This window comes from Corynebacterium sp. NML130628 (assembly GCF_001875665.1).
Taxonomy (GTDB): domain Bacteria; phylum Actinomycetota; class Actinomycetes; order Mycobacteriales; family Mycobacteriaceae; genus Corynebacterium.
The window spans coordinates 169,054-192,605 of record NZ_MLAL01000045.1 but is presented as its reverse complement, the minus strand read 5'-3'; the positions used below and the strand labels follow the sequence as shown (position 1 = coordinate 192,605).

General features: G+C 59.3%; 20 protein-coding genes. 12 read left to right on the top strand and 8 right to left on the bottom strand.

Annotated elements, in window-relative coordinates; translation table 11 throughout:
* Positions 1–25: 25 nt before the first annotated feature.
* The 3 genes from BJP07_RS10650 (at position 26) to BJP07_RS10640 (ending at position 8,814) form a co-directional block, all read left to right on the top strand.
* Positions 26–952, top strand: coding sequence for a DUF3068 domain-containing protein (locus BJP07_RS10650; protein ID WP_071567418.1), 927 nt, complete (start codon positions 26–28; stop codon positions 950–952).
* A 294-nt stretch (positions 953–1,246) separates the two neighbouring features.
* On the top strand, positions 1,247–4,744 hold the full coding sequence (locus BJP07_RS10645; protein ID WP_071567417.1) for a DNA-directed RNA polymerase subunit beta: 3,498 nt from the start codon (positions 1,247–1,249) through the stop codon (positions 4,742–4,744).
* A gap of 71 nt (positions 4,745–4,815) precedes the next feature.
* Positions 4,816–8,814, top strand: coding sequence for a DNA-directed RNA polymerase subunit beta' (locus tag BJP07_RS10640; protein ID WP_071567416.1), 3,999 nt, complete (start codon positions 4,816–4,818; stop codon positions 8,812–8,814).
* 80 nt (positions 8,815–8,894) lie between these two features.
* Here the strand turns inward: BJP07_RS10640 and BJP07_RS10635 are convergent, their stop codons facing one another.
* Positions 8,895–9,557, bottom strand: coding sequence for an anaerobic ribonucleoside-triphosphate reductase activating protein (locus tag BJP07_RS10635; RefSeq protein WP_071567459.1), 663 nt, complete (start codon positions 9,555–9,557; stop codon positions 8,895–8,897).
* The gene (locus BJP07_RS10630) at positions 9,523–11,310 is read right to left on the bottom strand and encodes a ribonucleoside triphosphate reductase (RefSeq protein ID WP_083584214.1); all 1,788 of its coding nucleotides are present in this window, start codon (positions 11,308–11,310) and stop codon (positions 9,523–9,525) included. The genes BJP07_RS10635 and BJP07_RS10630 overlap by 35 nt, the downstream gene beginning before the upstream one ends.
* A gap of 406 nt (positions 11,311–11,716) precedes the next feature.
* On the opposite strand from BJP07_RS10630, the gene rpsL reads away from it, so the two are divergent.
* The 4 genes from rpsL (at position 11,717) to tuf (ending at position 16,425) form a co-directional block, all read left to right on the top strand.
* Complete coding sequence (gene rpsL / locus BJP07_RS10625) at positions 11,717–12,088, top strand: 30S ribosomal protein S12 (RefSeq protein WP_071567415.1); 372 nt, start codon at positions 11,717–11,719, stop codon at positions 12,086–12,088.
* A gap of 6 nt (positions 12,089–12,094) precedes the next feature.
* Positions 12,095–12,562: a 30S ribosomal protein S7 gene (gene rpsG / locus BJP07_RS10620; protein WP_071567414.1), complete on the top strand. Its 468-nt coding sequence runs from the start codon at positions 12,095–12,097 to the stop codon at positions 12,560–12,562.
* A 240-nt stretch (positions 12,563–12,802) separates the two neighbouring features.
* Entirely contained in the window at positions 12,803–14,923 is a 2,121-nt protein-coding gene (gene fusA, locus BJP07_RS10615) for an elongation factor G (RefSeq protein ID WP_071567413.1), read from the top strand.
* A gap of 311 nt (positions 14,924–15,234) precedes the next feature.
* Positions 15,235–16,425, top strand: coding sequence for an elongation factor Tu (gene tuf, locus BJP07_RS10610; protein ID WP_071567412.1), 1,191 nt, complete (start codon positions 15,235–15,237; stop codon positions 16,423–16,425).
* A 732-nt stretch (positions 16,426–17,157) separates the two neighbouring features.
* On the opposite strand, the gene BJP07_RS10605 is transcribed toward tuf, so the two are convergent.
* The 6 genes from BJP07_RS10605 to BJP07_RS10580 are packed head-to-tail and all read right to left on the bottom strand — an operon-like array spanning position 17,158 to position 20,152.
* Positions 17,158–17,718: a hypothetical protein gene (locus BJP07_RS10605; protein ID WP_071567411.1), complete on the bottom strand. Its 561-nt coding sequence runs from the start codon at positions 17,716–17,718 to the stop codon at positions 17,158–17,160.
* On the bottom strand, positions 17,719–18,312 hold the full coding sequence (locus BJP07_RS10600) for a hypothetical protein (RefSeq protein WP_071567410.1): 594 nt from the start codon (positions 18,310–18,312) through the stop codon (positions 17,719–17,721). It lies immediately after the preceding gene.
* Complete coding sequence (locus tag BJP07_RS10595) at positions 18,299–19,084, bottom strand: Asp23/Gls24 family envelope stress response protein (protein WP_071567409.1); 786 nt, start codon at positions 19,082–19,084, stop codon at positions 18,299–18,301. Before BJP07_RS10595 ends, BJP07_RS10600 begins: the two co-directional genes overlap by 14 nt.
* Positions 19,084–19,284, bottom strand: coding sequence for a hypothetical protein (locus tag BJP07_RS10590; protein ID WP_071567408.1), 201 nt, complete (start codon positions 19,282–19,284; stop codon positions 19,084–19,086). Before BJP07_RS10590 ends, BJP07_RS10595 begins: the two co-directional genes overlap by 1 nt.
* 59 nt (positions 19,285–19,343) lie before the next feature.
* Entirely contained in the window at positions 19,344–19,655 is a 312-nt protein-coding gene (locus tag BJP07_RS10585; RefSeq protein ID WP_071567407.1) for a hypothetical protein, read from the bottom strand.
* Between the two features lie 2 nt (positions 19,656–19,657).
* Positions 19,658–20,152 carry an Asp23/Gls24 family envelope stress response protein gene (locus BJP07_RS10580; RefSeq protein ID WP_071567406.1) on the bottom strand — a complete coding sequence of 165 codons (495 nt, stop codon included), beginning with the start codon at positions 20,150–20,152 and terminating at the stop codon, positions 19,658–19,660.
* Between the two features lie 566 nt (positions 20,153–20,718).
* On the opposite strand from BJP07_RS10580, the gene rpsJ reads away from it, so the two are divergent.
* Genes rpsJ through rplB form a run of 5 tightly spaced genes read left to right on the top strand, consistent with a single transcriptional unit; the run spans position 20,719 to position 23,548 of the window.
* On the top strand, positions 20,719–21,024 hold the full coding sequence (gene rpsJ, locus BJP07_RS10575) for a 30S ribosomal protein S10 (RefSeq protein WP_005286760.1): 306 nt from the start codon (positions 20,719–20,721) through the stop codon (positions 21,022–21,024).
* Positions 21,025–21,067: 43 nt separating this feature from the next.
* Positions 21,068–21,724: a 50S ribosomal protein L3 gene (gene rplC, locus BJP07_RS10570; RefSeq protein ID WP_070363106.1), complete on the top strand. Its 657-nt coding sequence runs from the start codon at positions 21,068–21,070 to the stop codon at positions 21,722–21,724.
* Positions 21,721–22,377: a 50S ribosomal protein L4 gene (gene rplD / locus BJP07_RS10565; RefSeq protein ID WP_071567405.1), complete on the top strand. Its 657-nt coding sequence runs from the start codon at positions 21,721–21,723 to the stop codon at positions 22,375–22,377. The genes rplC and rplD overlap by 4 nt, the downstream gene beginning before the upstream one ends.
* The gene (gene rplW / locus BJP07_RS10560) at positions 22,378–22,683 is read left to right on the top strand and encodes a 50S ribosomal protein L23 (RefSeq protein WP_070363104.1); all 306 of its coding nucleotides are present in this window, start codon (positions 22,378–22,380) and stop codon (positions 22,681–22,683) included. It abuts the gene before it with no gap.
* Between the two features lie 25 nt (positions 22,684–22,708).
* Positions 22,709–23,548, top strand: coding sequence for a 50S ribosomal protein L2 (gene rplB / locus BJP07_RS10555; protein ID WP_071567404.1), 840 nt, complete (start codon positions 22,709–22,711; stop codon positions 23,546–23,548).
* Positions 23,549–23,552: the final 4 nt, after the last annotated feature.

The window sequence follows — 23,552 nt, the reverse complement described above, 5'->3', positions numbered from 1 at the left end:
TCGTTGTGTGCTAAAATTTCGCACCATGCTGCCCAAATCCAGGATCATTGCTTCGCTGTTGGCGGGCCTCGGTATCGCGCTGTTGGTGGGCGGGTTGCTGGCCCCGCGTGTGCTGAACTCGGGGGCGAAGCTGCCGTTGGACCTGGGGGCGGTCACGCTGACAATGTCGGATCCCGAAGGCACCCGTGAGGGTGAGTCTGTGCCGGTCGTGCACCAGTTGCATATGGAGGTGCAGAGCCCGGCGGGGAAGGATACTGCCAGCGTGCGTGTGGGGGATACATTGCGGGCGGGGGATGCTGGCACGGATTTTGAGAATCTTGTCGGTGCGAGCACATGGACGTACGCCGTGGACCGTGAGACGGGCGAGGCGCAGAGCCCGGCAAAGGTGCAGCTTGTGATGGCGATGCCGGCCGTTGATGTCCCGGTGGAGGGGGCTTGGTTGAAGTTGCCGTCGCCGGTGAAGCAGGAAACGTACCAGGTGTTTGATCCTGTGTTGCGTGGGTCTGCTCCTGCGGAGTTTGTTGCGGAGGAGACGGTCGCGGGACGCACGGTGTTGCGGTTCCGGCAGGAAGTTGCTCCGACGAATGTGGCGCAGCGCTACGCGGATATGCGCAATACGTTGACTGTCGAGGGGGAGGGCGGCGAGCCGGTCCGTGCCTTTTACACGCATAGTGCGCAGCGTGAGTTGCTGGTTGATCAGGTCACCGGCGTGGTCGTGGGAATGCAGGAGCGTGTCAACGACTATTATGCTGATCTCGACGGCAATGAGGTCCAGGGCATTGTTTCCTACGATGCGGCGATGGATGCACAGCAGACGGTCGAGCTTCTCTCGCTTCTCGACGGCGCCTACGGTCCCTCCACGCAGCAGGCCTTTACATGGGGTGTGCTTGGTTTGGGTGGGGTGTTGACCTTGATTGGTTTGGTTGGCGCGTTGTGGCCGCGTCGGCGTTAGCGTCGCGTGCGCGTTTAGTGCTAAGCTTCCCGGCGACGGCAAAGATTCGGGGGATTCGTGCTGCCCTTTACAACATTGGGTGGATTGTGTAAACTTATTCGTTGCACTGGAAGCCGTCTCCAGTCCGCTATGTCAGCCTTGCTTTTTCGGCGTCGAAAAACTTTCGAAACGTCGACTTGACAAGGTGATTTTGCTGTCTCTGGGGGCGGGTATTCCGAAGCAGACCGAATGCTAATTTACCCAGCGGAAACGCCGATTTTACAGAGCCAGAGTAGAGATCGGCGTCCGCCTTAGGTGCTGGAAGGACCCAACTTGGCAGTCTCAAACCAGACCATGTCAATGGCTGAAATTCCCGGGGCTCCCGAACGTTATTCGTTCGCGAAGATCGCAGAGCCGATCGCTGTCCCGGGTCTTCTTGATGTACAGCTTGAATCTTTCGCGTGGCTTGTTGGTACGCAGGAGTGGCGTGAGCGTGAGCAGGAAGCTCGCGGCGCCGATGCGCGTGTCACGAGTGGCTTGGAGGACATCCTCGAGGAGATCTCTCCAATCCAGGACTACTCGGGCAATATGAGCCTGACGCTGTCCGAGCCGCGCTTCGAAGATGTCAAGGACACGATCGACGAGTGTAAAGAAAAAGATATTAACTACTCCGCGCCGCTGTATGTGACGGCGGAGTTTATCAACAATGAGACCCAGGAGATTAAGTCTCAGACGGTGTTCATTGGCGATTTCCCGCTGATGACGGACAAGGGCACCTTCATTGTCAACGGCACCGAGCGTGTTGTTGTTTCGCAGTTGGTGCGTTCGCCGGGCGTGTACTTCGACGAGACGATCGATAAGTCGACGGAGCGTCCGCTGCATGCGGTGAAGGTGATTCCTTCGCGTGGCGCGTGGTTGGAGTTCGACGTCGATAAGCGTGACACGGTTGGTGTGCGTATCGACCGCAAGCGTCGCCAGCCGGTGACGGTGTTGCTGAAGGCTCTTGGTTGGACGACGGAGCAGATCACGGAGCGTTTCGGCTTCTCCGAGATCATGATGTCCACTCTCGAAAATGATGGTGTGGCGAACACCGACGAGGCACTGCTGGAGATTTACCGCAAGCAGCGCCCGGGTGAGCAGCCGACGCGCGACCTCGCGCAGTCGCTGCTGGAGAACTCGTTCTTTAAGGCGAAGCGCTACGACCTGGCGCGTGTTGGTCGTTACAAGGTCAACCGCAAGCTCGGCTTGGGCGGTGACCACGACGGCCTGATGACGCTGACCGAGGAAGACATTGCAACCACTCTCGAGTACTTGGTGCGCCTGCACGCAGGTGAGACCGAAATGACTTCCCCGGAGGGCGAGGTCATCGCGATTAATACGGACGACATTGACCACTTCGGTAACCGTCGTCTGCGCACGGTGGGCGAGCTGATCCAGAACCAGGTTCGTGTTGGCCTGTCTCGCATGGAGCGTGTTGTGCGCGAGCGCATGACGACGCAGGATGCGGAGTCCATCACGCCGACCTCGCTGATCAACGTCCGTCCGGTTTCCGCGGCGATCCGCGAATTCTTTGGTACCTCTCAGTTGTCCCAGTTCATGGACCAGAACAACTCGCTGTCTGGGCTGACGCACAAGCGTCGTCTCTCGGCGTTGGGTCCTGGTGGTCTGTCGCGTGAGCGCGCCGGCATTGAGGTTCGCGACGTCCACCCGTCGCACTACGGCCGTATGTGTCCGATTGAGACGCCGGAAGGCCCGAACATTGGTCTGATCGGTGCGCTGTCGTCCTACGCGCGCGTGAACGCGTTCGGCTTCATTGAGACGCCGTACCAGAAGGTCGAAGACGGCAAGCTGACCGATACGGTCCACTACTTGACCGCGGATGAAGAGGACCGCTACGCAATCGCGCAGGCGGCCACCCCGATGGATAAGGACCGCAACCTCACTGGTGAGCGTATTGAGGTCCGCCTGAAGGACGGCGACATCGGCGTCGTCGGTCCGAAGGGCGTCGATTACCTCGACATTTCCCCGCGCCAGATGGTGTCCGTGGCAACGGCAATGATTCCGTTCCTCGAGCACGACGACGCGAACCGTGCCCTCATGGGTGCGAACATGCAGAAGCAGGCTGTGCCGCTGCTGCGCTCTGAGGCTGCGTATGTGGCCACGGGCATGGAGCAGCGTGCCGCGTACGATGCTGGTGACACGATTATTTCTGCGAAGGCTGGCGTCGTCACGAACGTGACCGGTGACTTCATCACCGTCATGGACGACGAAGGCATCCAGGACACATACATGCTGCGCACCTTCGAGCGTACGAACCAGGGCACCTGCTACAACCAGGTCCCGATCGTCGACCACGGTCAGCGCGTTGAGGCTGGTCAGGTGCTGGCTGACGGCCCGGGCACCAAGAACGGCGAGATGGCGCTCGGCCGCAACTTGCTGGTTGCGTTCATGCCGTGGGAAGGCCACAACTATGAGGACGCGATCATCCTGAACCAGCGCGTGGTTGAGGACGACATCCTGACCTCCGTGCACATCGAGGAGCACGAGATTGATGCCCGCGACACCAAGCTCGGTGCCGAGGAAATCACCCGCGAGATTCCGAACGTGTCAGAGGACGTGCTGAAGGATCTCGACGAGCGCGGCATTATCCGCATCGGTGCGGATGTGCGCGACGGCGACATCCTGGTCGGTAAGGTCACCCCGAAGGGTGAGACCGAGCTGACACCGGAGGAGCGTCTGCTGCGCGCCATCTTCGGCGAGAAGGCTCGCGAGGTCCGCGACACGTCCCTGAAGGTGCCGCACGGTGAGACTGGTAAGGTCATCGCGGTTCGTCGCTTCTCCCGCGAGGACGACGACGATCTGTCGCCAGGCGTCAACGAGATGATTCGCGTTTACGTTGCGCAGAAGCGCAAGATCCAGGACGGCGACAAGATGGCTGGCCGCCACGGCAACAAGGGTGTCGTCGGCAAGATTTTGCCCCAGGAAGACATGCCGTTCATGGCGGACGGCACCCCGGTGGACATCATTCTGAACACCCACGGTGTGCCGCGTCGTATGAACATTGGCCAGGTCCTTGAGGTCCACCTCGGCTGGTTGGCGAAGGCTGGCTGGACGGTCAACCCGGACGATCCTGCGAACGCTAAGCTGCTCGAGACGCTGCCTGAGCACCTGTACGACGTCCCACCGGAGTCGCTGACCGCGACCCCTGTGTTTGACGGCGCGACGAACGAGGAGATCGCTGGCCTGCTGGCGAACTCCAAGCCGAACCGCGACGGCGACGTCATGGTCGACGAGAACGGCAAGACCACGCTGTTCGATGGCCGCTCCGGCGAGCCGTTCAAGTACCCGATCTCTGTCGGCTACATGTACATGCTCAAGCTGCACCACCTGGTCGACGAGAAGATTCACGCTCGCTCTACTGGTCCATACTCCATGATTACCCAGCAGCCGCTTGGCGGTAAGGCCCAGTTCGGTGGCCAGCGCTTCGGTGAGATGGAGGTGTGGGCGATGCAGGCATACGGCGCCGCCTACACGCTGCAGGAACTGTTGACCATCAAGTCGGATGACGTGGTTGGTCGCGTGAAGGTGTACGAAGCCATCGTGAAGGGCGAGAACATTCCTGACCCGGGTATTCCGGAGTCGTTCAAGGTGTTGCTCAAGGAGCTGCAGTCGCTGTGCCTGAACGTCGAGGTTCTTTCGACGGACGGCACCCCGATGGAGCTCGACGGCGACGACGACGACTTTGATCAGGCTGGTTCCTCCCTTGGCATCAACCTGTCACGTGACGAGGGCTCCGCGACGGACACCGCCTAAGCCAGGAACGAACGAAAGAATCTATCCAACTGCAATCCTCCCCGTCGTTGGGGAGGTGAAAGGGAATTTACGTGTTTGACGTAAACCTCTTCGACGAGCTTCGCATCGGCCTGGCTACTGCTGACGACATCCGTCGTTGGTCGCATGGTGAGGTCAAGAAGCCCGAAACGATTAACTACCGCACGTTGAAGCCGGAAAAGGACGGCCTGTTCTGCGAGCGCATCTTCGGTCCTACTCGCGACTGGGAGTGTGCGTGTGGCAAGTACAAGCGTGTTCGCTACAAGGGCATCATTTGTGAGCGTTGTGGCGTCGAGGTCACCAAGTCGAAGGTTCGCCGTGAGCGCATGGGCCACATTGAGCTGGCTGCACCGGTGACCCACATTTGGTACTTCAAGGGCGTCCCGTCGCGCCTTGGCTACCTGCTGGATCTTGCTCCGAAGGATCTGGAGCGCATCATTTACTTCGCTGCCAACATCGTCACCAGTGTTGATGAGGAGGCGCGTCACAACGATATGTCGACGCTCGAGGCGGAGATGCTGCTCGAGAAGAAGGAAGTTGAGCAGGACGCTAACGCCGAGATTGCGGAGCGTGCGCAGAAGCTGGAGGAGGACCTCGCTGAGCTCGAGGCCGCCGGCGCGACTGCCGCTGCCCGCAAGAAGGTGCAGAACGCTGCGGACAAGGAGATGCAGCACATCCGTGAGGCTGGCGAGCGTGAGGTTGAGCGCCTCGACGAGATCTGGTCGACCTTCCAGAAGCTTGCTCCGAAGCAGATGATTATCGACGAGTTCCTCTACGAAGAGCTCGTGGACCGTTACGAGGATTACTTCACCGGCGGCATGGGCGCTGAGGCGATTCAGACGCTGATCCGCAACTTCGACCTTGAAGCTGAGGCGGAGGAGCTGCGCACCATCATCGCGGAGGGCAAGGGCCAGAAGAAGGTCCGTGCGCTGAAGCGTCTGAAGGTTGTAGCTGCGTTCCAGCGTTCCGGTAACGATCCTGCCGGCATGATCCTGGACGCGATCCCGGTTATCCCGCCGGAGCTGCGCCCGATGGTGCAGCTCGACGGTGGCCGCTTCGCCACCTCGGACTTGAATGACCTGTACCGCCGCGTGATCAACCGCAACAACCGTTTGAAGCGCATGATCGATCTGGGTGCCCCAGAGATCATCGTGAACAACGAGAAGCGCATGCTGCAGGAGTCTGTCGACGCCCTCTTCGACAACGGCCGCCGCGGCCGCCCTGTTACGGGCCCTGGCAACCGTCCGTTGAAGTCGCTGTCTGATCTGCTGAAGGGTAAGCAGGGCCGCTTCCGTCAGAACCTGCTGGGTAAGCGTGTGGACTACTCTGGCCGTTCGGTCATCATTGTTGGTCCGCAGCTGAAGATGCACGAGTGTGGTCTGCCGAAGCTGATGGCGCTCGAGTTGTTCAAGCCGTTCGTGATGAAGCGCCTCGTCGATAACGAGTATGCGCAGAACATCAAGTCGGCGAAGCGCATGGTGGAGCGCCAGCGCCCTGAGGTGTGGGACGTCCTCGAAGAGGCGATTTCCGAGCACCCAGTGTTGCTGAACCGCGCACCAACTCTGCACCGTCTTGGTATTCAGGCGTTCGAGCCGAAGCTGGTCGAGGGTAAGGCAATTCAGCTGCACCCGCTGGCTTGTGAGGCGTTCAACGCTGACTTTGACGGTGACCAGATGGCAGTCCACCTGCCGCTGTCCGCAGAGGCGCAGGCTGAGGCTCGCATTCTGATGCTGTCCTCGAACAACATCCTGTCCCCGGCATCCGGTAAGCCACTGGCGATGCCGCGCCTGGACATGGTGACTGGCCTGTACTTCCTGACCATGGAAAAGGCTGAGGACGAGATTGGCGGCGAGGGTCGCTTCACTCCTGCTGATGAGAACGGCCCAGCAAAGGGCGTGTACTCCTCTTACCGCGAGGCCATCATGGCCTACGACCTGGGCGTGCTTGGCCTCCAGGCACCGATCAAGGTTCGCATTGATCACCTGCGTCCGACTCGCGAGATCGAGGCGGAGCAGTTCCCAGAGGGTTGGTCGAAGGGCCAGGCGTGGATGATGGAGACCACCCTTGGTCGTATCATGTTCAACGAGTTGCTTCCGTTCAACTTCCCGTACCAGGAAGGCGCCATGGTCCGTAAGGGCGGTGGCTCCGGCAAGGTGCTGTTGGGCGACATCATCCAGTCGATGGTGGAGAAGTACCCGATGATCACCGTTGCCCAGACGCTGGACAAGCTGAAGGATGCCGGTTTCTACTGGGCTACCCGTTCCGGCGTGACCATCTCCATGTCTGACGTGTTGGTGCTTCCGAACAAGACGGAAATTCTTGAGCAGTACGAGCAGCGCGCCGAGGAAATCGAGCGCAAGTACTGGGAGAAGGGTGCCCTGACCGAGGAGAACCGTTACGACCGTCTCGTGGAGCTGTGGCAGGACGCCACCAACCAGGTCGGTGAAGCGGTTGAGGCGCTGTACCCGGATGACAACCCGATTCCGATGATCGTGAAGTCCGGTGCTGCCGGTAACATGCGTCAGATCTGGACCCTGGCCGGCATGAAGGGCATGGTCGTGAACTCGCGTGGTGAGTACATCACCCGCCCGATCAAGACCTCCTTCCGCGAAGGCCTGACAGTGATGGAGTACTTCAACAACTCCCACGGTTCCCGTAAGGGTCTTGCCGATACGGCACTGCGTACCGCGGACTCCGGCTACCTGACCCGCCGTCTCGTCGACGTGGCTCAGGACGTCATTGTCCGCGAACATGACTGTGGCACCCGCCAGGGCGTCAAGGTCCCTGTCGCGCAGCTCGCTGGCGAGAAGTTCGTCCGCGACGAGTTCGTCGAGACTTCGATTGCTGGCCGCGTCCTCGCATCCGATGCGAAGGACGCCGAGGGCAACGTCGTGCTCGAGGCCGATGCTGAGCTTTCGGAAGAGCGTATCGACGCCCTCGTCGCCGCCGGCGTTGAGGAAGTCAAGGTCCGCTCGGTACTGACCTGCCAGACCCCAACCGGTGTCTGCGCGAAGTGCTACGGCAAGTCCATGGCATCCGGCAAGCTGGTCGACATCGGCGAAGCCGTCGGTATCGTGGCTGCACAGTCCATTGGTGAGCCTGGCACCCAGCTGACCATGCGTACCTTCCACCAGGGTGGTGTCGGTGGCGACATTACCGGTGGTCTGCCACGTGTCCAGGAGCTGTTCGAGGCCCGCGTGCCGAAGAACTGCGCCCCGATCGCATCCGTGGCCGGCACCATCACCCTCGAGGACGAAGGCAACTTCTGGACGCTCACCATCCACCCCGATGACGGCTCCGACGTTGTGGTCTACGAGAAGCTGTCGAAGCGCCAGGGCCTGGCGCAGGTCCGCCGCCCGATGGAGTCCAACCCGAACGCGATGATCGAGCGCTCCCTGCGTGAAGGCGACCACGTCAACGTGGGCGACCGCCTCCTGCGCGGCGCTGCTGATCCACACGACGTGCTCGAGGTCCTCGGCCGCCGTGGTGTGGAGAAGCACCTCATCGACGAGGTGCAGGCTGTGTACCGCACCCAGGGTGTGTCCATCCACGACAAGCACATCGAGATCATCATCCGTCAGATGCTGCGTCGTGGCACCGTCATCGACTCGGGTACCACCGAGTTCCTGCCAGGCACGCTCGTTGACCTGTCGGAGGCACGCCAGGTCAACGCCGCAGTCGTCGCCGACGGTGGCGAGCCAGCAGAGATGCGCTCCGAGATCATGGGCATCACCAAGGCCTCCCTGGCTACCGAGTCCTGGCTGTCCGCCGCCTCGTTCCAGGAGACCACGCGCGTGCTCACGGACGCTGCCATCAACAAGCGTTCCGACCAGCTGATTGGTCTGAAGGAGAACGTGATCATCGGTAAGCTGATCCCGGCCGGTACCGGTATTTCCCGCTACCGCAACATCACGGTGAAGCCGACGGAAGCCGCCCGCTCCGCCGCCTACTCGATCCCGTCCTTCGGCGACGGTATCTACGGCGACGAAGCCTACGGCGACTACACCGGCGCCTCCGTCCCACTGGAGGAATACGGGTACGACCAGATCTAGTGACTCTGGCTTGTAGCTAGGTCTGCTACCCAGCACCAGCGCCCCGCCACCCTGAATTGAGGGAGGCGGGGCGCTTTGCGTTAGGCGCTGTAAACACCCTGGGAGTTGACCCCTCGTGCCCACTGCAGCACGAGTTCCTGACCTCGCTGGGCAACAGCGTCTTGCAGCTGGTCGAGGTGCTGCTCAATCACGGAGCCGGGCCACAGCGTAGTACGGAGCTGCAGCCCCATCCCGTGATCACTGGCAGCGTTGCACACGATGTCTAGGCTTTCCCACATTCGGGCAGCAGCCGCGTTGGATACACCGGTGACCGACGGCAGGTGTTCCGGAAGCGCTTTCACGTCGAACCCGATCCAGTCGGGACGGGTAGTGGCGTCGGAAAGCAGTGTGTGAAGTCGCGTGGGCGCATAGCCACTGGTGTGCAACCCGACGGGGAAACCGATGTCGTGTGTTGCCGCGATCGCATCGCCGAGGCCCGCGCATGCCAACGGTTCACCGCCGGAGATGACGAGGGCGTCGATAAGGCCGCGGCGCGCTCGCAGCAAATCAAGCACTTCTGTGAACTCATGAACCCCCGGAGTGAACTCTTGCAGCGCCGGATTGTGACAGTAGCGACACCGCAGCGGACAGCCCTGCGTGAACGCAGTGACGGTGAGGCGCCCCGGCCAATCCGTGGCGGAGAACGGAATGATCCCCGCCACTGGGAGGTTAGACGTAGGCTTCGGCGAAGTAGTGGCGCTCAGCGAACTCACCCTTCTTACCAGTGTTGAAGCTTTGCATGGGTCGGAAGTACCCCATCACACGCGTCCACATTTCGGTAGTCGTGCCACAGTGCGGGCATTCTGGGTGCTCGCCGGAGATGTAGCCGTGGTTTGCACAGATGGAGAATGTCGGTGTGATGGTGATGTATGGCAGTCGGAACGTCTCCAGGCTGCGGCGCACAAGTGCCGCGGTAGCTTCACCGCTGGACATCGCCGCGCCCATGTAGAGGTGTAGTACCGTGCCACCGGTGTACTTGGTTTGCAGGTCTTCCTGCGCGGCGAGCGCTGCAAAGGGGTCCGGCGTGTGCGCCACCGGCAGCTGCGAGGAATTGGTGTAGTAAGGCTGCTCTTCGGTGCCTGCCTGAATAATGCCGGGGTAGCGCGCGCGGTCTTCGCGTGCGAATCGGTACGTGGCACCTTCTGCGGGCGAGGCCTCCAGGTTGTAGAGGTGCCCGGTGCGTTCTTGTGCTTCAGTGATGCGAGCATTGATGTGATCGAGCAGACGCGCCACCATCGCGTGGCATTGAGGATCGGTGATGTCGTAGGCGTCCCCAGTGAAGTTTCGCACCATTTCGTTGCAACCGTTGACGCCAATAGTGGTGAAGTGGTTATCGAAGCCCGGGAGCCACCGCTTCGTGTACGGGTACAGCCCCTTGTCGAAGCACTCTTGCACAAACGCTCGGCGCCGCTCCAGCGTATCGACGGCCACTTCGATCAACTCATCAACCCTGCGAAGCAGCGCAGCCTCGTCGTTCGGGAAGAGGTACCCGAGGCGCGCACAATTCAGCGTTACCACACCGATGGAGCCAGTGAGTTCTGCAGAACCGAAAAGGCCGTTGCCACGCTTGAGTAATTCCCGAAGGTCAAGCTGGAGACGGCAGCACATGGATCGGATCATGCCGGGATCCAAATCAGAGTTGAGGAAGTTCTGGAAGTACGGGAGCCCGTACTTACCAGTCATGGCAAACAAGGCCTCCGCGTTTGGGGAGTCCCAGTCGAAGTCCTTTGTGATGTTGTAGGTCGGGATAGGGAACGTGAAAGGGCGGCCGTCTGCGTCACCTTGGGACATGACTTCGATGAACGCGCGGTTAATTATGTCCATTTCCAATTGGAGATCGCCGTAGGTGAAGTCGACCGGCTCGCCACCGATGAAAGGGGTCTGGTCCGCGAGATCTTCCGGGCATGTCCAGTCGAAGGTGAGGTTCGTAAATGGGGTCTGTGTCCCCCAGCGGGAAGGGACATTGAGGTTAAAAACGAACTCCTGCATATGCTGCAGCACGTCCTCGTACGACAGGGAATCCAGCCGTACAAACGGTGCCATATACGTGTCGAAGCTCGAAAACGCTTGAGCACCAGCCCATTCGTTCTGCAACGTGCCGAGGAAGTTGACCACCTGCCCGCACGCGGAAGAAAAATGCCTTGGGGGCGTTGAGGAAATCGTGCCCGGCACTCCTCCGAACCCCTCCTCGAGGAGCTGGCGTAATGACCAGCCTGCACAGTATCCGGAGAGCATGTCTAGATCGTGGATGTGAAGGTCGCCGTTGCGGTGCGCCTTTCCGGCGGCGTTGGAAAAGACTTCGTCGAGCCAGTAGTTGGCGGTGATTTTGCCGGCAGAGTTGAGGATCATCCCACCAAGTGAGTAGTCCTGGTTTGCGTTTGCGTTGATGCGCCAATCAGCGCGGTGGAGGTATTCGTTGATCGTGGTGCGGGGGTCGACCTGGTTGGTTGCGGCCATGCGTCTTCCTTTCTCTCGGTTCGTTACTAACGTAGCTGTAATTCCATAGATCGCATTTAGTAGATATCGACACAAAAGTAGCTACCACTACTAGATATGGTAGTTCCGTGGTCTGCTGTGCTCGGACGACGGGTGGGTGGTGGCGTAGGTGTAGTGGTAAGGAAGTGGTTCTTAGGTTTACCCTCTACCGGGGGAGGGGAAGCCGACCGTGGAGCCATTGTTGCGTGATGGACGGTAAACGTGATACTGTGTCGGACGGTTCACCATCTAAAGGTGAAGTGTCTGATCGTTTTCGCATCAACGTGGCGGGACGTTCTGGACGTGCGGTAGGGCCCCGGGAAAGAGCCCTCATTTTTGCATGTTCAGGCGATTGCCGTCTCGGCGTAAAAACTTAGAAGGAAAATTAATGCCAACTATCCAGCAGCTGGTCCGCAAGGGCCGCCACGACAAGCGTGGCAAGGTAGCAACTGCAGCGCTGAAGGGTTCCCCGCAGCGTCGTGGTGTGTGCACCCGTGTGTACACCACCACGCCGAAGAAGCCGAACTCGGCGCTCCGCAAGGTTGCTCGTGTTCGTCTGAGCTCCGGTATCGAGGTTTCTGCATACATTCCGGGCGAGGGTCACAACCTCCAGGAGCACTCCATGGTGCTCGTCCGTGGTGGTCGTGTGAAGGACCTCCCGGGTGTTCGCTACAAGATTGTTCGTGGCTCCTTGGATACCCAGGGCGTCAAGGATCGTAAGCAGGCTCGTTCCCGCTACGGCGCAAAGAAGGGACAGTAATCAGAAATGCGTAAGCAGCAAGCTCCGAAGCGTCCCATCGTTAAGGACCCGGTATACAACTCTGAACTCGTGACCCAGCTGGTCAATAAGGTACTTGTCGACGGTAAGAAATCCACCGCTGAGCGCATCGTCTACGGCGCGCTTGAGATCTGCCGTGAAAAGACGGGCACCGATCCGGTCGGCACCTTGGAAAAGGCGCTCGGCAACATCCGCCCTGACCTTGAGGTACGTTCACGCCGTGTTGGTGGCGCTACCTACCAGGTCCCGGTTGAGGTCAAGCCGGTTCGCTCAACCACGCTGGCCCTGCGCTGGATGGTCACCTTTACGCGTCAGCGTCGTGAGAACTCGATGATCGAGCGTCTCGCAAACGAGATTCTGGACGCGTCCAACGGTTTGGGAGCATCCGTGAAGCGTCGCGAGGACGTTCACAAGATGGCTGAGGCAAACCGCGCGTTTGCTCACTACCGCTGGTAGTCGCCGGTAGGTCATCTATGAAGCAAATCGCCCGGACCATGCTGACACGGACAGCGTGTGCACAACTGCATACGTGTGCACCCACCAATGTGGGTGCACGTGCGGCGTCCGGGTTTTTGTTTTGTGGTGATTTTTCGGCTGACACTGCCCATCGTGGGCAAACAGTGGCACAATGAACTAGGTAAATATTCGCCAAGACGTGTGTAGCACGTCGACGACTTTTAAGTTGGGGTAAATAACGTGGCACAAGAAGTGCTTAAGGATCTTCACAAGGTCCGCAACATCGGCATCATGGCCCACATCGATGCTGGTAAGACCACCACGACAGAGCGCATTCTGTTCTACACCGGTATTAACCGTAAGGTCGGCGAGACCCACGACGGTGGCGCGACTACTGACTGGATGGATCAGGAGAAAGAGCGCGGCATCACCATTACTTCCGCTGCCGTAACTTGCTTCTGGAATAACAACCAGATCAACATCATCGATACGCCGGGTCACGTGGACTTCACTGTTGAGGTTGAGCGCTCCCTGCGCGTGCTCGATGGCGCTGTTGCGGTGTTCGACGGTAAGGAAGGCGTTGAGCCGCAGTCCGAGCAGGTGTGGCGTCAGGCTGCCAAGTACGACGTCCCACGTATCTGCTTCGTCAATAAGATGGACAAGCTGGGTGCTGACTTCTACTACACGGTCGGCACGATCGTCGACCGTCTTGGTGCGAAGCCGCTGGTAATGCAGCTGCCAATCGGCGCTGAGGACAACTTTGACGGCGTCGTCGACCTCCTTGAGATGAAGGCGATGCTGTGGCCCGGCAAGGTTGAGACCGGCACACCTGCACAAATCACCGAGATTCCGGACGATCTGAAGGCGAAGGCCGAGGAGTACCGCGAGAAGCTCGTCGAGACCGTTGCAGAGTCTGACGAAGAGCTCATGGAGAAGTACTTCGGCGGCGAAGAACTCACGATTGAGGAGCTCAAGGCTGGTATCCGTAAGCTCACCGTGAACTCGGAGGTCTACCCAGTCTTCTGTGGTACCGCGTACCGCAACAAGGGCGTTGAGCCTGTGCTGGACGCCATCGTCGATTACTTGCCTTCTCCGCTGGACATCGGTGAGGTCCACGGCACCGCGCTTGACGGTGAGAGTGATCTGACCCGTAAGCCTTCCGTTGATGAGCCTTTCTCCGCTCTTGCGTTCAAGATCGCAGTGCACCCATTCTTCGGCAAGCTGACCTACGTCCGTGTTTACTCCGGCCAGGCAATTCCGGGCGAGAACATGCTGAACTCGACGAAGCAGCAGCGTGAGCGCGTCGGTAAGCTCTTCCAGATGCACGCGAACAAGGAGAACCCGGTCGAGCACGCTGACGCCGGTAACATCTACGCGTTCATCGGTCTGAAGCACACGACTACGGGTGACACCCTGTGCAACCCTGACCACCCGATCATCCTCGAGTCCATGGACTTCCCGGACCCGGTTATTCAGGTTGCTATTGAGCCGAAGACGAAGGCTGACCAGGAGAAGCTGGGTACGGCTATCCAGAAGCTTTCGGAAGAGGACCCAACCTTTACCGTTCACCTTGACGACGAGACCGGCCAGACCGTCATCGGCGGTATGGGTGAGCTCCACCTCGATGTCCTTGTGGACCGCATGAAGCGCGAGTTCAAGGTTGAGGCAAACATCGGTTCCCCGCAGGTTGCTTACCGCGAAACCATCCGCAAGAAGGTGGAGTCCCTCGACTACACGCACAAGAAGCAGACCGGTGGTTCTGGTCAGTTCGCGAAGGTTATCGTTACCATCGAGCCTTACAACCCGGACCCGGAGACTCTGGAAGAGGGCGAGAGCGCAACCTACCAGTTCGTCAACGCTGTCACCGGTGGCCGTGTTCCGAAGGAGTACATCCCTTCCGTCGACGCTGGTATTCAGGACGCGATGCAGTACGGCTACCTGGCTGGCTACCCGCTGGTCAACATCAAGGCGACCCTCGAAGACGGTGCCTACCACGAGGTTGACTCTTCCGAAATGGCCTTCAAGATGGCTGGTTCGCAGGTGCTCAAGGAGGCCGTCGCAAAGGCGAAGCCGATCCTGCTTGAGCCACTGATGGCTGTTGAGGTCGTCACGCCTGAGGAGTACATGGGTGATGTCATTGGTGACCTGAACTCCCGTCGTGGCCAGGTCAACTCGATGGACGACCGCTCCGGCGCGAAGGTCGTCAAGGCTGTTGTCCCGCTGTCCCAGATGTTCGGCTACGTTGGCGACCTGCGTTCCAAGACGCAGGGTCGTGCGAACTACACCATGGTGTTCGACTCCTACGGTGAGGTTCCTTCCAACGTTGCGCAGGAAATCATCGACGAGCGTAACGGCAACTAGTCGTTTTCCCTTGCTTCTCGACGACCAACTTCGTGTGCCAGCGAGTTGATTGGTAAAGAGGGGCAAGGGCGGTCGCAAGTAGCGGCCGTGCTGGAGCTACCACGCCCGAGGTGTGGTGGTTTGAGCCGGCCGTTACTCGCGACGAATGGTCCCGGAAGATTCGGTCTGACAGTTTGAAAATCGGGCATGGAATCTCTAGGATCAGGTAACTGGCACATTGTGAAAGAGCCATCGCCTCTTCGGAGGCAAGGCAAATGTAAACCACGTGGCTGCGAAGGTCGTAGCCACCATGAAGTCCAGGAGGACATACAGTGGCAAAGGAAAAGTTCGAGCGCTCTAAGCCGCACGTGAACATCGGTACCATTGGTCACGTCGACCACGGTAAGACGACCACCACGGCCGCGATCACCAAGGTGCTCGCGGACCAGTACCCGGAGGAGAACAAGTCCTTCGCGTACGACGCGATCGACAAGGCTCCGGAGGAGCGCGAGCGCGGCATTACCATTAACATTTCGCACGTCGAGTACAACACCCCGAAGCGTCACTACGCTCACGTGGACGCCCCAGGCCACGCCGACTACATCAAGAACATGATTACCGGCGCAGCCCAGATGGACGGCGCAATCCTCGTGGTTGCTGCTACCGACGGCCCAATGCCTCAGACCCGCGAGCACGTTCTGCTCGCACGCCAGGTTGGCGTTCCTTACATCCTCGTTGCACTGAACAAGTGCGACATGGTCGATGATGAGGAAATCATCGAGCTCGTCGAGATGGAGGTTCGCGAGCTGCTCGCCGAGCAGGACTACGACGAAGAGGCTCCAATCGTTCACATCTCCGCTCTGAAGGCTCTTGAGGGCGAAGAGAAGTGGGTACAGTCCATCGTCGAGCTCATGGAAGCTTGCGACAACTCGATCCCGGATCCAGTCCGTGAGACCGACCGCGACTTCCTGATGCCGATCGAGGACATCTTCACCATTTCCGGTCGCGGTACCGTTGTTACCGGCCGTGTTGAGCGTGGCGTCCTGAACCTCAACGACGAAGTTGAGATCATCGGTATCCGCGAGAAGTCCACAAAGACCACCGTCACCTCGATCGAGATGTTCAACAAGCTTCTCGACACCGCTGAGGCTGGCGACAACGCAGCTCTGCTGCTTCGTGGCCTGAAGCGTGAGGACGTTGAGCGTGGCCAGGTTGTCATCAAGCCGGGCGCTTACACCCCTCACTCCAAGTTCGAGGGCTCCGTCTACGTCCTGTCCAAGGACGAGGGTGGCCGACACACGCCATTCTTCGACAACTACCGTCCTCAGTTCTACTTCCGCACCACCGACGTTACCGGTGTTGTGCACCTGCCTGAGGGCACCGAGATGGTCATGCCTGGCGACAACGTTGATATGTCCGTCGAGCTGATCCACCCAGTCGCAATGGACGAGGGCCTGCGCTTCGCTATCCGCGAAGGCTCCCGCACCGTCGGCGCTGGTCGCGTCACCAAGATTATCGGCTAATTTATCCCGATAATGTGACTTAAAAGGTCACTCCCCGCCACGGGGAGTGACCTTTTTGCATGCGAGAGCCCGCTGATCCACCCGGCTGAGGATAGGCCCGAACCTGGGCTTAAGGGACATTTTGTGTGTAACTAGCTGCGTCCAGCCCACCCTTTTCTCACGCCTAAGCTGGGATTCAACTGGTTAACAATGCCGGTGTCGAATTCGTTCGGCCACCCTTCTCAGTGACCACGTCACGTGAGTTCGTCTTCCACTCAAGCTGTACGTCAGTCTGCTTAACGACATGCCTCGAAGCTTTGCTTCCCGGTAAACGGCACAGGCGGTCTTGGGATGTATATGGAGAACCTCAACACGCGGTTCTTCCCGCGACGCGGCCTGTATGGCGCACGTAAAGGGCTTTTGCTGGGCTCTGTGTTGGTGCGCGAGCCCTCATCGTACGGGACGGCTCGTTCCTGGCTTATAGCCGTCGATCTCGCTGTGCTACCCGCAGCTTCCGTACCACACATCAGACGCTATTCAGTGTTGATTCCTCAAAATGGGCGAATGGAACTGTTTTGAAAACCATATCGGGTTGTTGGTCGAGGTCACCCCGGTAAACCGGATAGATTTATACACACATAAGGTCCCTTAAGCCCGAACCTGCCACGTTAGTGCTCCTGAAGCCTGACGAACGGGCACAGAAAAGCTCCCCACCGCGCATTGCGAAGTGGGGAGCTTTTGCTATCTAAGGAGTTAGGAGGCGACTTGGTCGTAATGCAGCTTCCAGAGGGTATCCACGTTCATTGTGTGGTTTGCCATCCGGAAATCCTGGTCGGCTGCCTCGAGAACTGCAGCGACGTCATCGAGTGAGAACGCAGGGTTTGCGACTGCGACGAACTCTACGGTCGGGCGAGTCTCGACCATCGCGACCTTGGCGTCCGCTGAGTTAATCATCGGGTTGGTTGCCAGGTGGTGGCACGCAGCCTCAGCAACTCGTTTCACGTTGATCTCGGTCGTGCCATGCTCGGCGTCGGCCGCGGTGATTGCTCGGGTGGAGAATCCGCGGCTGCGGATATTCGCGATGATCGCCCACAGTCCCAGAACGACCAAGACAACTGTTCCGACGATGAGCGCGGTGTTGTATGAGGAACGGTAGGGCAGGTTGCTGATCACCGCTGGATCGACCTGTTGGGTCCATTCGCTCACGTATGGGATGTCCCAAAAGTAGGTGAGTGGAATGAATCCGAGGCAGAGAAACGCAGCACCGAGAATGAAAACGAGTAGGCGGTCAAAGAAAGCAAGGGTCTTGGTCATTTATTTCGCCTCCTGTTGCGCAACAGCTGCCGGTGCCTCGGTCTTGATTGTGATAGCGGGCAGCTGCTCCAGACGCTGGAATTCGGTAGCGAGAGAGTCATTTGCCTGCTGTTCGACCTCCGGTCGCTGCCTGTCGGTCTGCATCGTGAGCGTAAGCTTCTTCCGGTCCGCTTTGGTCCGCGCATGGTTTGCCCCAAGCTGAGACGTTGCGAGGAATGTTGATTTCCGTGCAATGTCCACTGGGCGGGTCCAAATTGAAACCGGCGACTGCACCCGCAAATGCGTCTTCTGACGGGGCTTGAATGATGCAATGATGAGAGCTATTCCCACCAGCATGACGACGATGCCAACTGCGACGCCGACCCATGTGATGTCAATGAGGTGCAACGTCAATTGGTCGTAGAGCTCGGGGAGCCACTCGGATTGGTTGCTAGATTCCTGGAGTCGAACCCAAGCGTCGTGGCCTGTTGTGACGGCTCCGCCAAGGAAGATGAGGCCGGCAAGCACGCTGAGCCAACGAGCCGCGGGGCTGGCCTTGGGGGCGACTGCAGGGTGCGGACCTACTGGGATGACGGAGGTATTAGGTTCGGTCATAGTACTTCACCGCCGGTTTGATTGTGATTTGGCGAAGCGGTTGTGGCTGCGGTGCCTTCACCGGCTTCGGTGCTGCAGCGGGCTTCACACGAACTGGCTTGAGTGGCGCCGGATTCGGAGCACTTGGGCTGTACGCGCGTTGTTCGCGTACTTGGATGCTCTGCAGTCGGACGGGTTCCGGCGTGCGTGGTCGGAATACCCGGGGTGGCTGCGTTTCGAAGCCTTTTGTTCGGACGGGGTGTGGCTGGGGCGCCACGACAGACGCAACAGCCGCCGGTTCTGGGGCGTGGGTGGCTGTGAGGTCGTCGACAAGCGAGCGGGCGACGATGTCGCGCAACGGTTCTGGCTCCTTCGTCGTCGGGGACTCCACTTCTAGGGGTGTGACCTTCAGAGGAGTCGGAATGATGAAGGACTGGTGGTTTGCTACGTCGTCCCAGGACACGGGTGTACCGGCGTTTGCGGTGATATTCGCGACCTCGATGTTGACGGTCGAGACATCCAAGCCGGTCAAGGTGCGGATATGCGAAATGATCGTCGACCGCACGGCGTCCGTGATGGCGGCGATGGGGGCAGGGTAAGTAGTAGCGATCTCGGCTTCGACGGCCACGGTGCCTGAAACCCGGTCCAGGCGGACATCAATTTGGGGAAAGCTGCGGCCTGCCAGACCGGCCAGCTTCGCGTCCATTTCGATCGTGCCCGGCACTGAGGAAGCCGCCACCTCAGCGATCTGCGTAATTACACGCTCGCTGAGGTGGAATTCGTTCGACGCCATTAGCTACGACCCTTGCCCGAGCTGGTGCTCAGGATCTCGGCAAGATCCAGCTTGCCGTCGAGCTGGGCGCCCACTATGCCACCGATGACGGAAAACAGGACGAGCCACAGCAGCCCAAGCCCGCCACCAAAGGTAACGAAGAAAGCAACGATAATGCCGATAATGACACCAGTTAGCGCTTTGTTAGATAAAAAGTTCATTGTTCACCACTTAGATTTTGTTGTGGGTACGCAACGCGGGCTGCCCAGCAAGGACAGTCCTATGCGGCGTCGGCGACAACAACATCGACGAAGTCGACATCGGTGGCGCGCAGGGCGGCGGTGCGTACGTCGTCGGCGACGGAACGAATGTCGCGTTCGCTCGAAACGTCGTAAATAAAGTTCACTTCTAGGCCGCGTAGGTTTGGCTCGGAGGATCGTGTCGCCGGTTTCAGCCCCTCGATCCGCCCACCAGGCAGTAGGAAGGCGACTTCGCCGAAGTGCCCACCGTGCATGCCTGCTACGCCAGGGATAGCCAAGATGGCGTCCCGGGCGGCTTCGGCCACCTCGCGGCTAACGGAGGTGTACGCCATAACTACTGGGCCAGGGCCTGGTTAGCGTTGTATGCAGCGTCTTGGGATACCTCGTTGTCCTGCTCCGGCAGGTGGACGTCGTGAACCGTGACGTCGACGCGGTCAACGATAAGGCCAGTCATACGGGTGACGGCGACCGTGATGTTCTCGCGGATAGCGTTTGCGAGCTCGTGGATGGCAACACCGTACTCCGCAATGATGGCGACGGCGACCGAGGCGTGGCCGTCTTCAACGGCGACGTCGACGCCCTGCTGCACGTTGGTGGAAGACGTCAGCGACTCGCGAACTGCACCCCACATACGGGCTGCTCCACCACCAAGGTTGTACACGCCGGATACCTCGCGCGCCGCGATGCCGGCGATCTTGCCGACGACATTGTCGTCGATCATTGTGGTCCCGTGCTCGGTCTCAAGGTTGGAGTTGCGGGTGCGGATCTGTTCCGTCTCCTTTGCCTCAGTGGTAGCTGGGGTGTTCTCGGTTGCATTATGGTCGGCCATGGAAAATCCCTTCATATAAATATGGATAAAGAAAAATACGACGGACAAGCGCCGTGCACCCACCCAGGGTACACAGCAACCACCGCGCATGCTCGAATCAATGCAAGATGTGCCGAATGGATACAACACTGCAACCAAACCGAGATAATGCAGGCAAGGGGTTGCGCTTATTGTAAGAACGTGTTTTAATACTCGGGTTGCCTCAACATGATGACCACATGGTTATGGTGGTGAGGTAAACATGACACCTTCCAAAGAAGGTTTTTATCTAGGTTAACTAGGTGAGAAACCGGAGAAGGGACATGGCAAATAAACAGCGGCAGTACGCAAGGGTCACGCACCCTTCCGAGTCTGACACCCCGATGTGCTCGCGCATCGTGGCGGAAGCACTGAAGTAAACGCGCAGTTTTTTTGTCGCGTCGTTCACCTTCCGGAAGTGTCAAACAGTCAATGAAAACGACACTGGCGTTGAGCCATGGGCCCAGCCCGGACAACGTTATAGAGAAACTAGAAGCTACAACCCCACCGCTTCGTTCAGAATGTGGGGATGCGAGGAAGAGGTAAGCGTGGCGGGACAGAAGATCCGCATCAGGCTGAAGGCCTACGACCACGAAGCGATCGACGCATCCGCGAAGAAGATCGTTGAGACGGTCACCCGCACGGGTGCCCGCGTCGTTGGACCGGTGCCGTTGCCCACAGAGAAGAACGTGTACGCCGTTATTCGTTCTCCCCACAAGGACAAGGACTCTCGCGAGCACTTTGAGATGCGCACGCACAAGCGTCTCATCGACATTCTCGATCCGACGCCAAAGACGGTTGACGCGCTTATGCGTATCGACCTTCCTGCAAGCGTTGACGTGAACATCCAGTAATCACTAGAGATCCGACAACCTGTAAGTAGTGGAGAACTAATACATGTCTGATAACCAGATCAAGGGCATCCTGGGCACCAAGCTCGGCATGACCCAGATCTTCGACGACGAGAACCGTGTTATCCCGGTTACCGTCGTGGAGGCTGGGCCGTGCGTGGTCACCCAGATCCGTACACCAGAGACTGATGGCTACTCCGCCATCCAGATTGCTTACGGTGACATCGATCCCCGTAAGACGAACAAGCCAGAGGCCGGCCACTTCAAGAAGGCTGGCGTCACCCCACGTCGCTACGTAGCTGAAATCCGCATGGATGACACCTCTGCGTACGAACTCGGCCAGGAAATCACCGTCAACCTGTTTGACGGCGATGTCTTCGTCGACGTTGCCGGTACCACCAAGGGCCACGGCTTCGCCGGTGCAATGAAGCGTCACGGCTTCGCTGGCCAGGGTGCCGCACACGGTAACCAGGCTGCACACCGTCGCGTTGGTGGCATCGGTGGCGCGTCTACGCCGGGTCGCGTGTTCAAGGGCAAGCGCATGGCTGGCCGTATGGGCGGTAACCGCGTTACTACCCAGAACCTGAAGATTCAACGCATCGACGGCGACAACAACCTGCTGCTCATCAAGGGTGCTATCCCTGGTGCGAAGGGTTCCGTTGTTACCGTCAAGACCGCAGTGAAGGGCGGTGCTCACGCATGACGAACCTGACGTTGAACGTCCACACCGCAGACGGAAAGACCAACGGTTCCGTTGAGCTTCCGGCAGAACTTTTTGACCGTGAAGCTTCCATCCCCCTGATGCACCAGGTTGTTACAGCTCAGCTGGCAGCCGCTCGTCAGGGTACTCACGCCACCAAGACCCGCGGCATGGTCCGCGGTGGTGGTAAGAAGCCATTCCGCCAGAAGGGCACCGGTCGCGCTCGTCAGGGCTCGATCCGCGCGCCACACTTCACCGGTGGTGGCATTGTTCACGGGCCGCAGCCGCGTTCCTACGCGCAACGCACCCCGAAGAAGATGATCAAGGCTGCACTTGCTGGTGCGCTGACTGATCGTGTTCGCAACGAGCGCATCCACCTCATTGAGGAGCTTGTTCCAGGCCAGAAGCCTTCGACCAAGTCCGCTCGTACGTTCATTGAGCGTCTGACTGACCGTAAGTCGGTGCTTCTCGTGATCGGCCGTGAGGATGTCAACTCCCGTCTGTCCGCAAGGAACCTGCCGGGCGTCACCATTCTTGAGCCGGCGCAGCTGAACACCTACGACGTGCTGAACGCCGATGACGTTGTGTTCTCGGTTGAAGCGCTGCACACCTTCATCAACCGTGGCAAGGCTGAAGCTGCGGAGGAGGAGAAGTAAATGGCTAAGATCGTGAATTCCCGCGACATCATCATCGCGCCGGTCCTCTCTGAGAAGACCTACGCGCTGATGGAGCAGAACACCTACACGTTTTTTGTAGCGAAGTCTGCGAACAAGACCCAGATCAAGATTGCCGTGGAAGAGATTTTCGGCGTCGACGTCGCTTCGGTGAACACCGTGAACCGTGAGGGCAAGCGCAAGCGTTCCCGCACTGGATTCGGTAAGCGCAAGGACACCAAGCGCGCCTACGTTACTCTCCGCGAGGGCAGCGATCCCATCGACATCTTCGGCGGCGCAGCCGTCTAAGTGACTCGATAGAAAAGGACAAAATATGGCTATTCGTAAGTACAAGCCGACAACCCCGGGTCGCCGTGCCAGCTCTGTTTCGGAGTTCGAGGAGCTCACCCGCTCCACTCCGGAAAAGTCGCTGCTGCGCCCGCTCCCGAAGAAGGGTGGCCGTAACACGCACGGCCACATCACCACTCGTCACCGTGGTGGCGGCCACAAGCGTCGTTACCGCGTGATTGACTTCCGTCGTTCGGACAAGGATGGCGTGCTGGCAAAGGTCGCTCACATCGAGTACGACCCGAACCGCACCGCAAACATCGCGTTGCTCCACTACTACGACGGCGAGAAGCGCTACATCATCGCTCCGAAGGGCCTGAAGCAGGGCGCCGTCCTCGAGGCCGGCCCTAACGCCGACATCAAGGTTGGCAACAACCTGCCACTGCGCAACATCCCGACCGGTACGACGATTCACGCAGTCGAGCTCAAGCCAGGCGCAGGTGCCAAGCTTGCTCGCTCCGCTGGTGCTTCGATCCAGCTCCTCGGTAAGGAAGGCTCCTACGCAGTGCTGCGCATGCCTTCCTCCGAAATCCGCCGCGTGGACATCCGTTGCCGCGCAACCGTTGGTGAGGTCGGCAACGCTGACCAGATCAACATCCGCTGGGGCAAGGCTGGCCGTATGCGCTGGAAGGGCTGGCGCCCAACGGTCCGCGGTGTTGTCATGAACCCTGTGGATCACCCACACGGTGGTGGTGAAGGTAAGACTTCCGGTGGTCGTCACCCAGTGTCCCCATGGGGCAAGAAGGAAGTTCGCACCCGCAACCCAAACCGTTACTCAAACAATATGATCGTGCGACGTCGTCGCTCGAAGAGCAAGAAGCGTTAAGAGG

Coding starts and splice junctions, on each gene's coding strand:
- rplD (WP_071567405.1), top strand. CDS start 21,721: ATGACGAACCTGACGTTGAACGTCCACACCGCAGACGGAAAGACCAAC.
- rplW (WP_070363104.1), top strand. CDS start 22,378: ATGGCTAAGATCGTGAATTCCCGCGACATCATCATCGCGCCGGTCCTC.
- BJP07_RS10585 (WP_071567407.1), bottom strand. CDS start 19,655: ATGGCGTACACCTCCGTTAGCCGCGAGGTGGCCGAAGCCGCCCGGGAC.
- BJP07_RS10650 (WP_071567418.1), top strand. CDS start 26: ATGCTGCCCAAATCCAGGATCATTGCTTCGCTGTTGGCGGGCCTCGGT.
- BJP07_RS10600 (WP_071567410.1), bottom strand. CDS start 18,312: ATGACCGAACCTAATACCTCCGTCATCCCAGTAGGTCCGCACCCTGCA.
- BJP07_RS10590 (WP_071567408.1), bottom strand. CDS start 19,284: ATGAACTTTTTATCTAACAAAGCGCTAACTGGTGTCATTATCGGCATT.
- BJP07_RS10580 (WP_071567406.1), bottom strand. CDS start 20,152: ATGGCCGACCATAATGCAACCGAGAACACCCCAGCTACCACTGAGGCA.
- rpsL (WP_071567415.1), top strand. CDS start 11,717: ATGCCAACTATCCAGCAGCTGGTCCGCAAGGGCCGCCACGACAAGCGT.
- BJP07_RS10630 (WP_083584214.1), bottom strand. CDS start 11,310: ATGGCCGCAACCAACCAGGTCGACCCCCGCACCACGATCAACGAATAC.
- rplC (WP_070363106.1), top strand. CDS start 21,068: ATGTCTGATAACCAGATCAAGGGCATCCTGGGCACCAAGCTCGGCATG.
- BJP07_RS10595 (WP_071567409.1), bottom strand. CDS start 19,084: ATGGCGTCGAACGAATTCCACCTCAGCGAGCGTGTAATTACGCAGATC.
- rpsG (WP_071567414.1), top strand. CDS start 12,095: ATGCGTAAGCAGCAAGCTCCGAAGCGTCCCATCGTTAAGGACCCGGTA.
- rplB (WP_071567404.1), top strand. CDS start 22,709: ATGGCTATTCGTAAGTACAAGCCGACAACCCCGGGTCGCCGTGCCAGC.
- BJP07_RS10605 (WP_071567411.1), bottom strand. CDS start 17,718: ATGACCAAGACCCTTGCTTTCTTTGACCGCCTACTCGTTTTCATTCTC.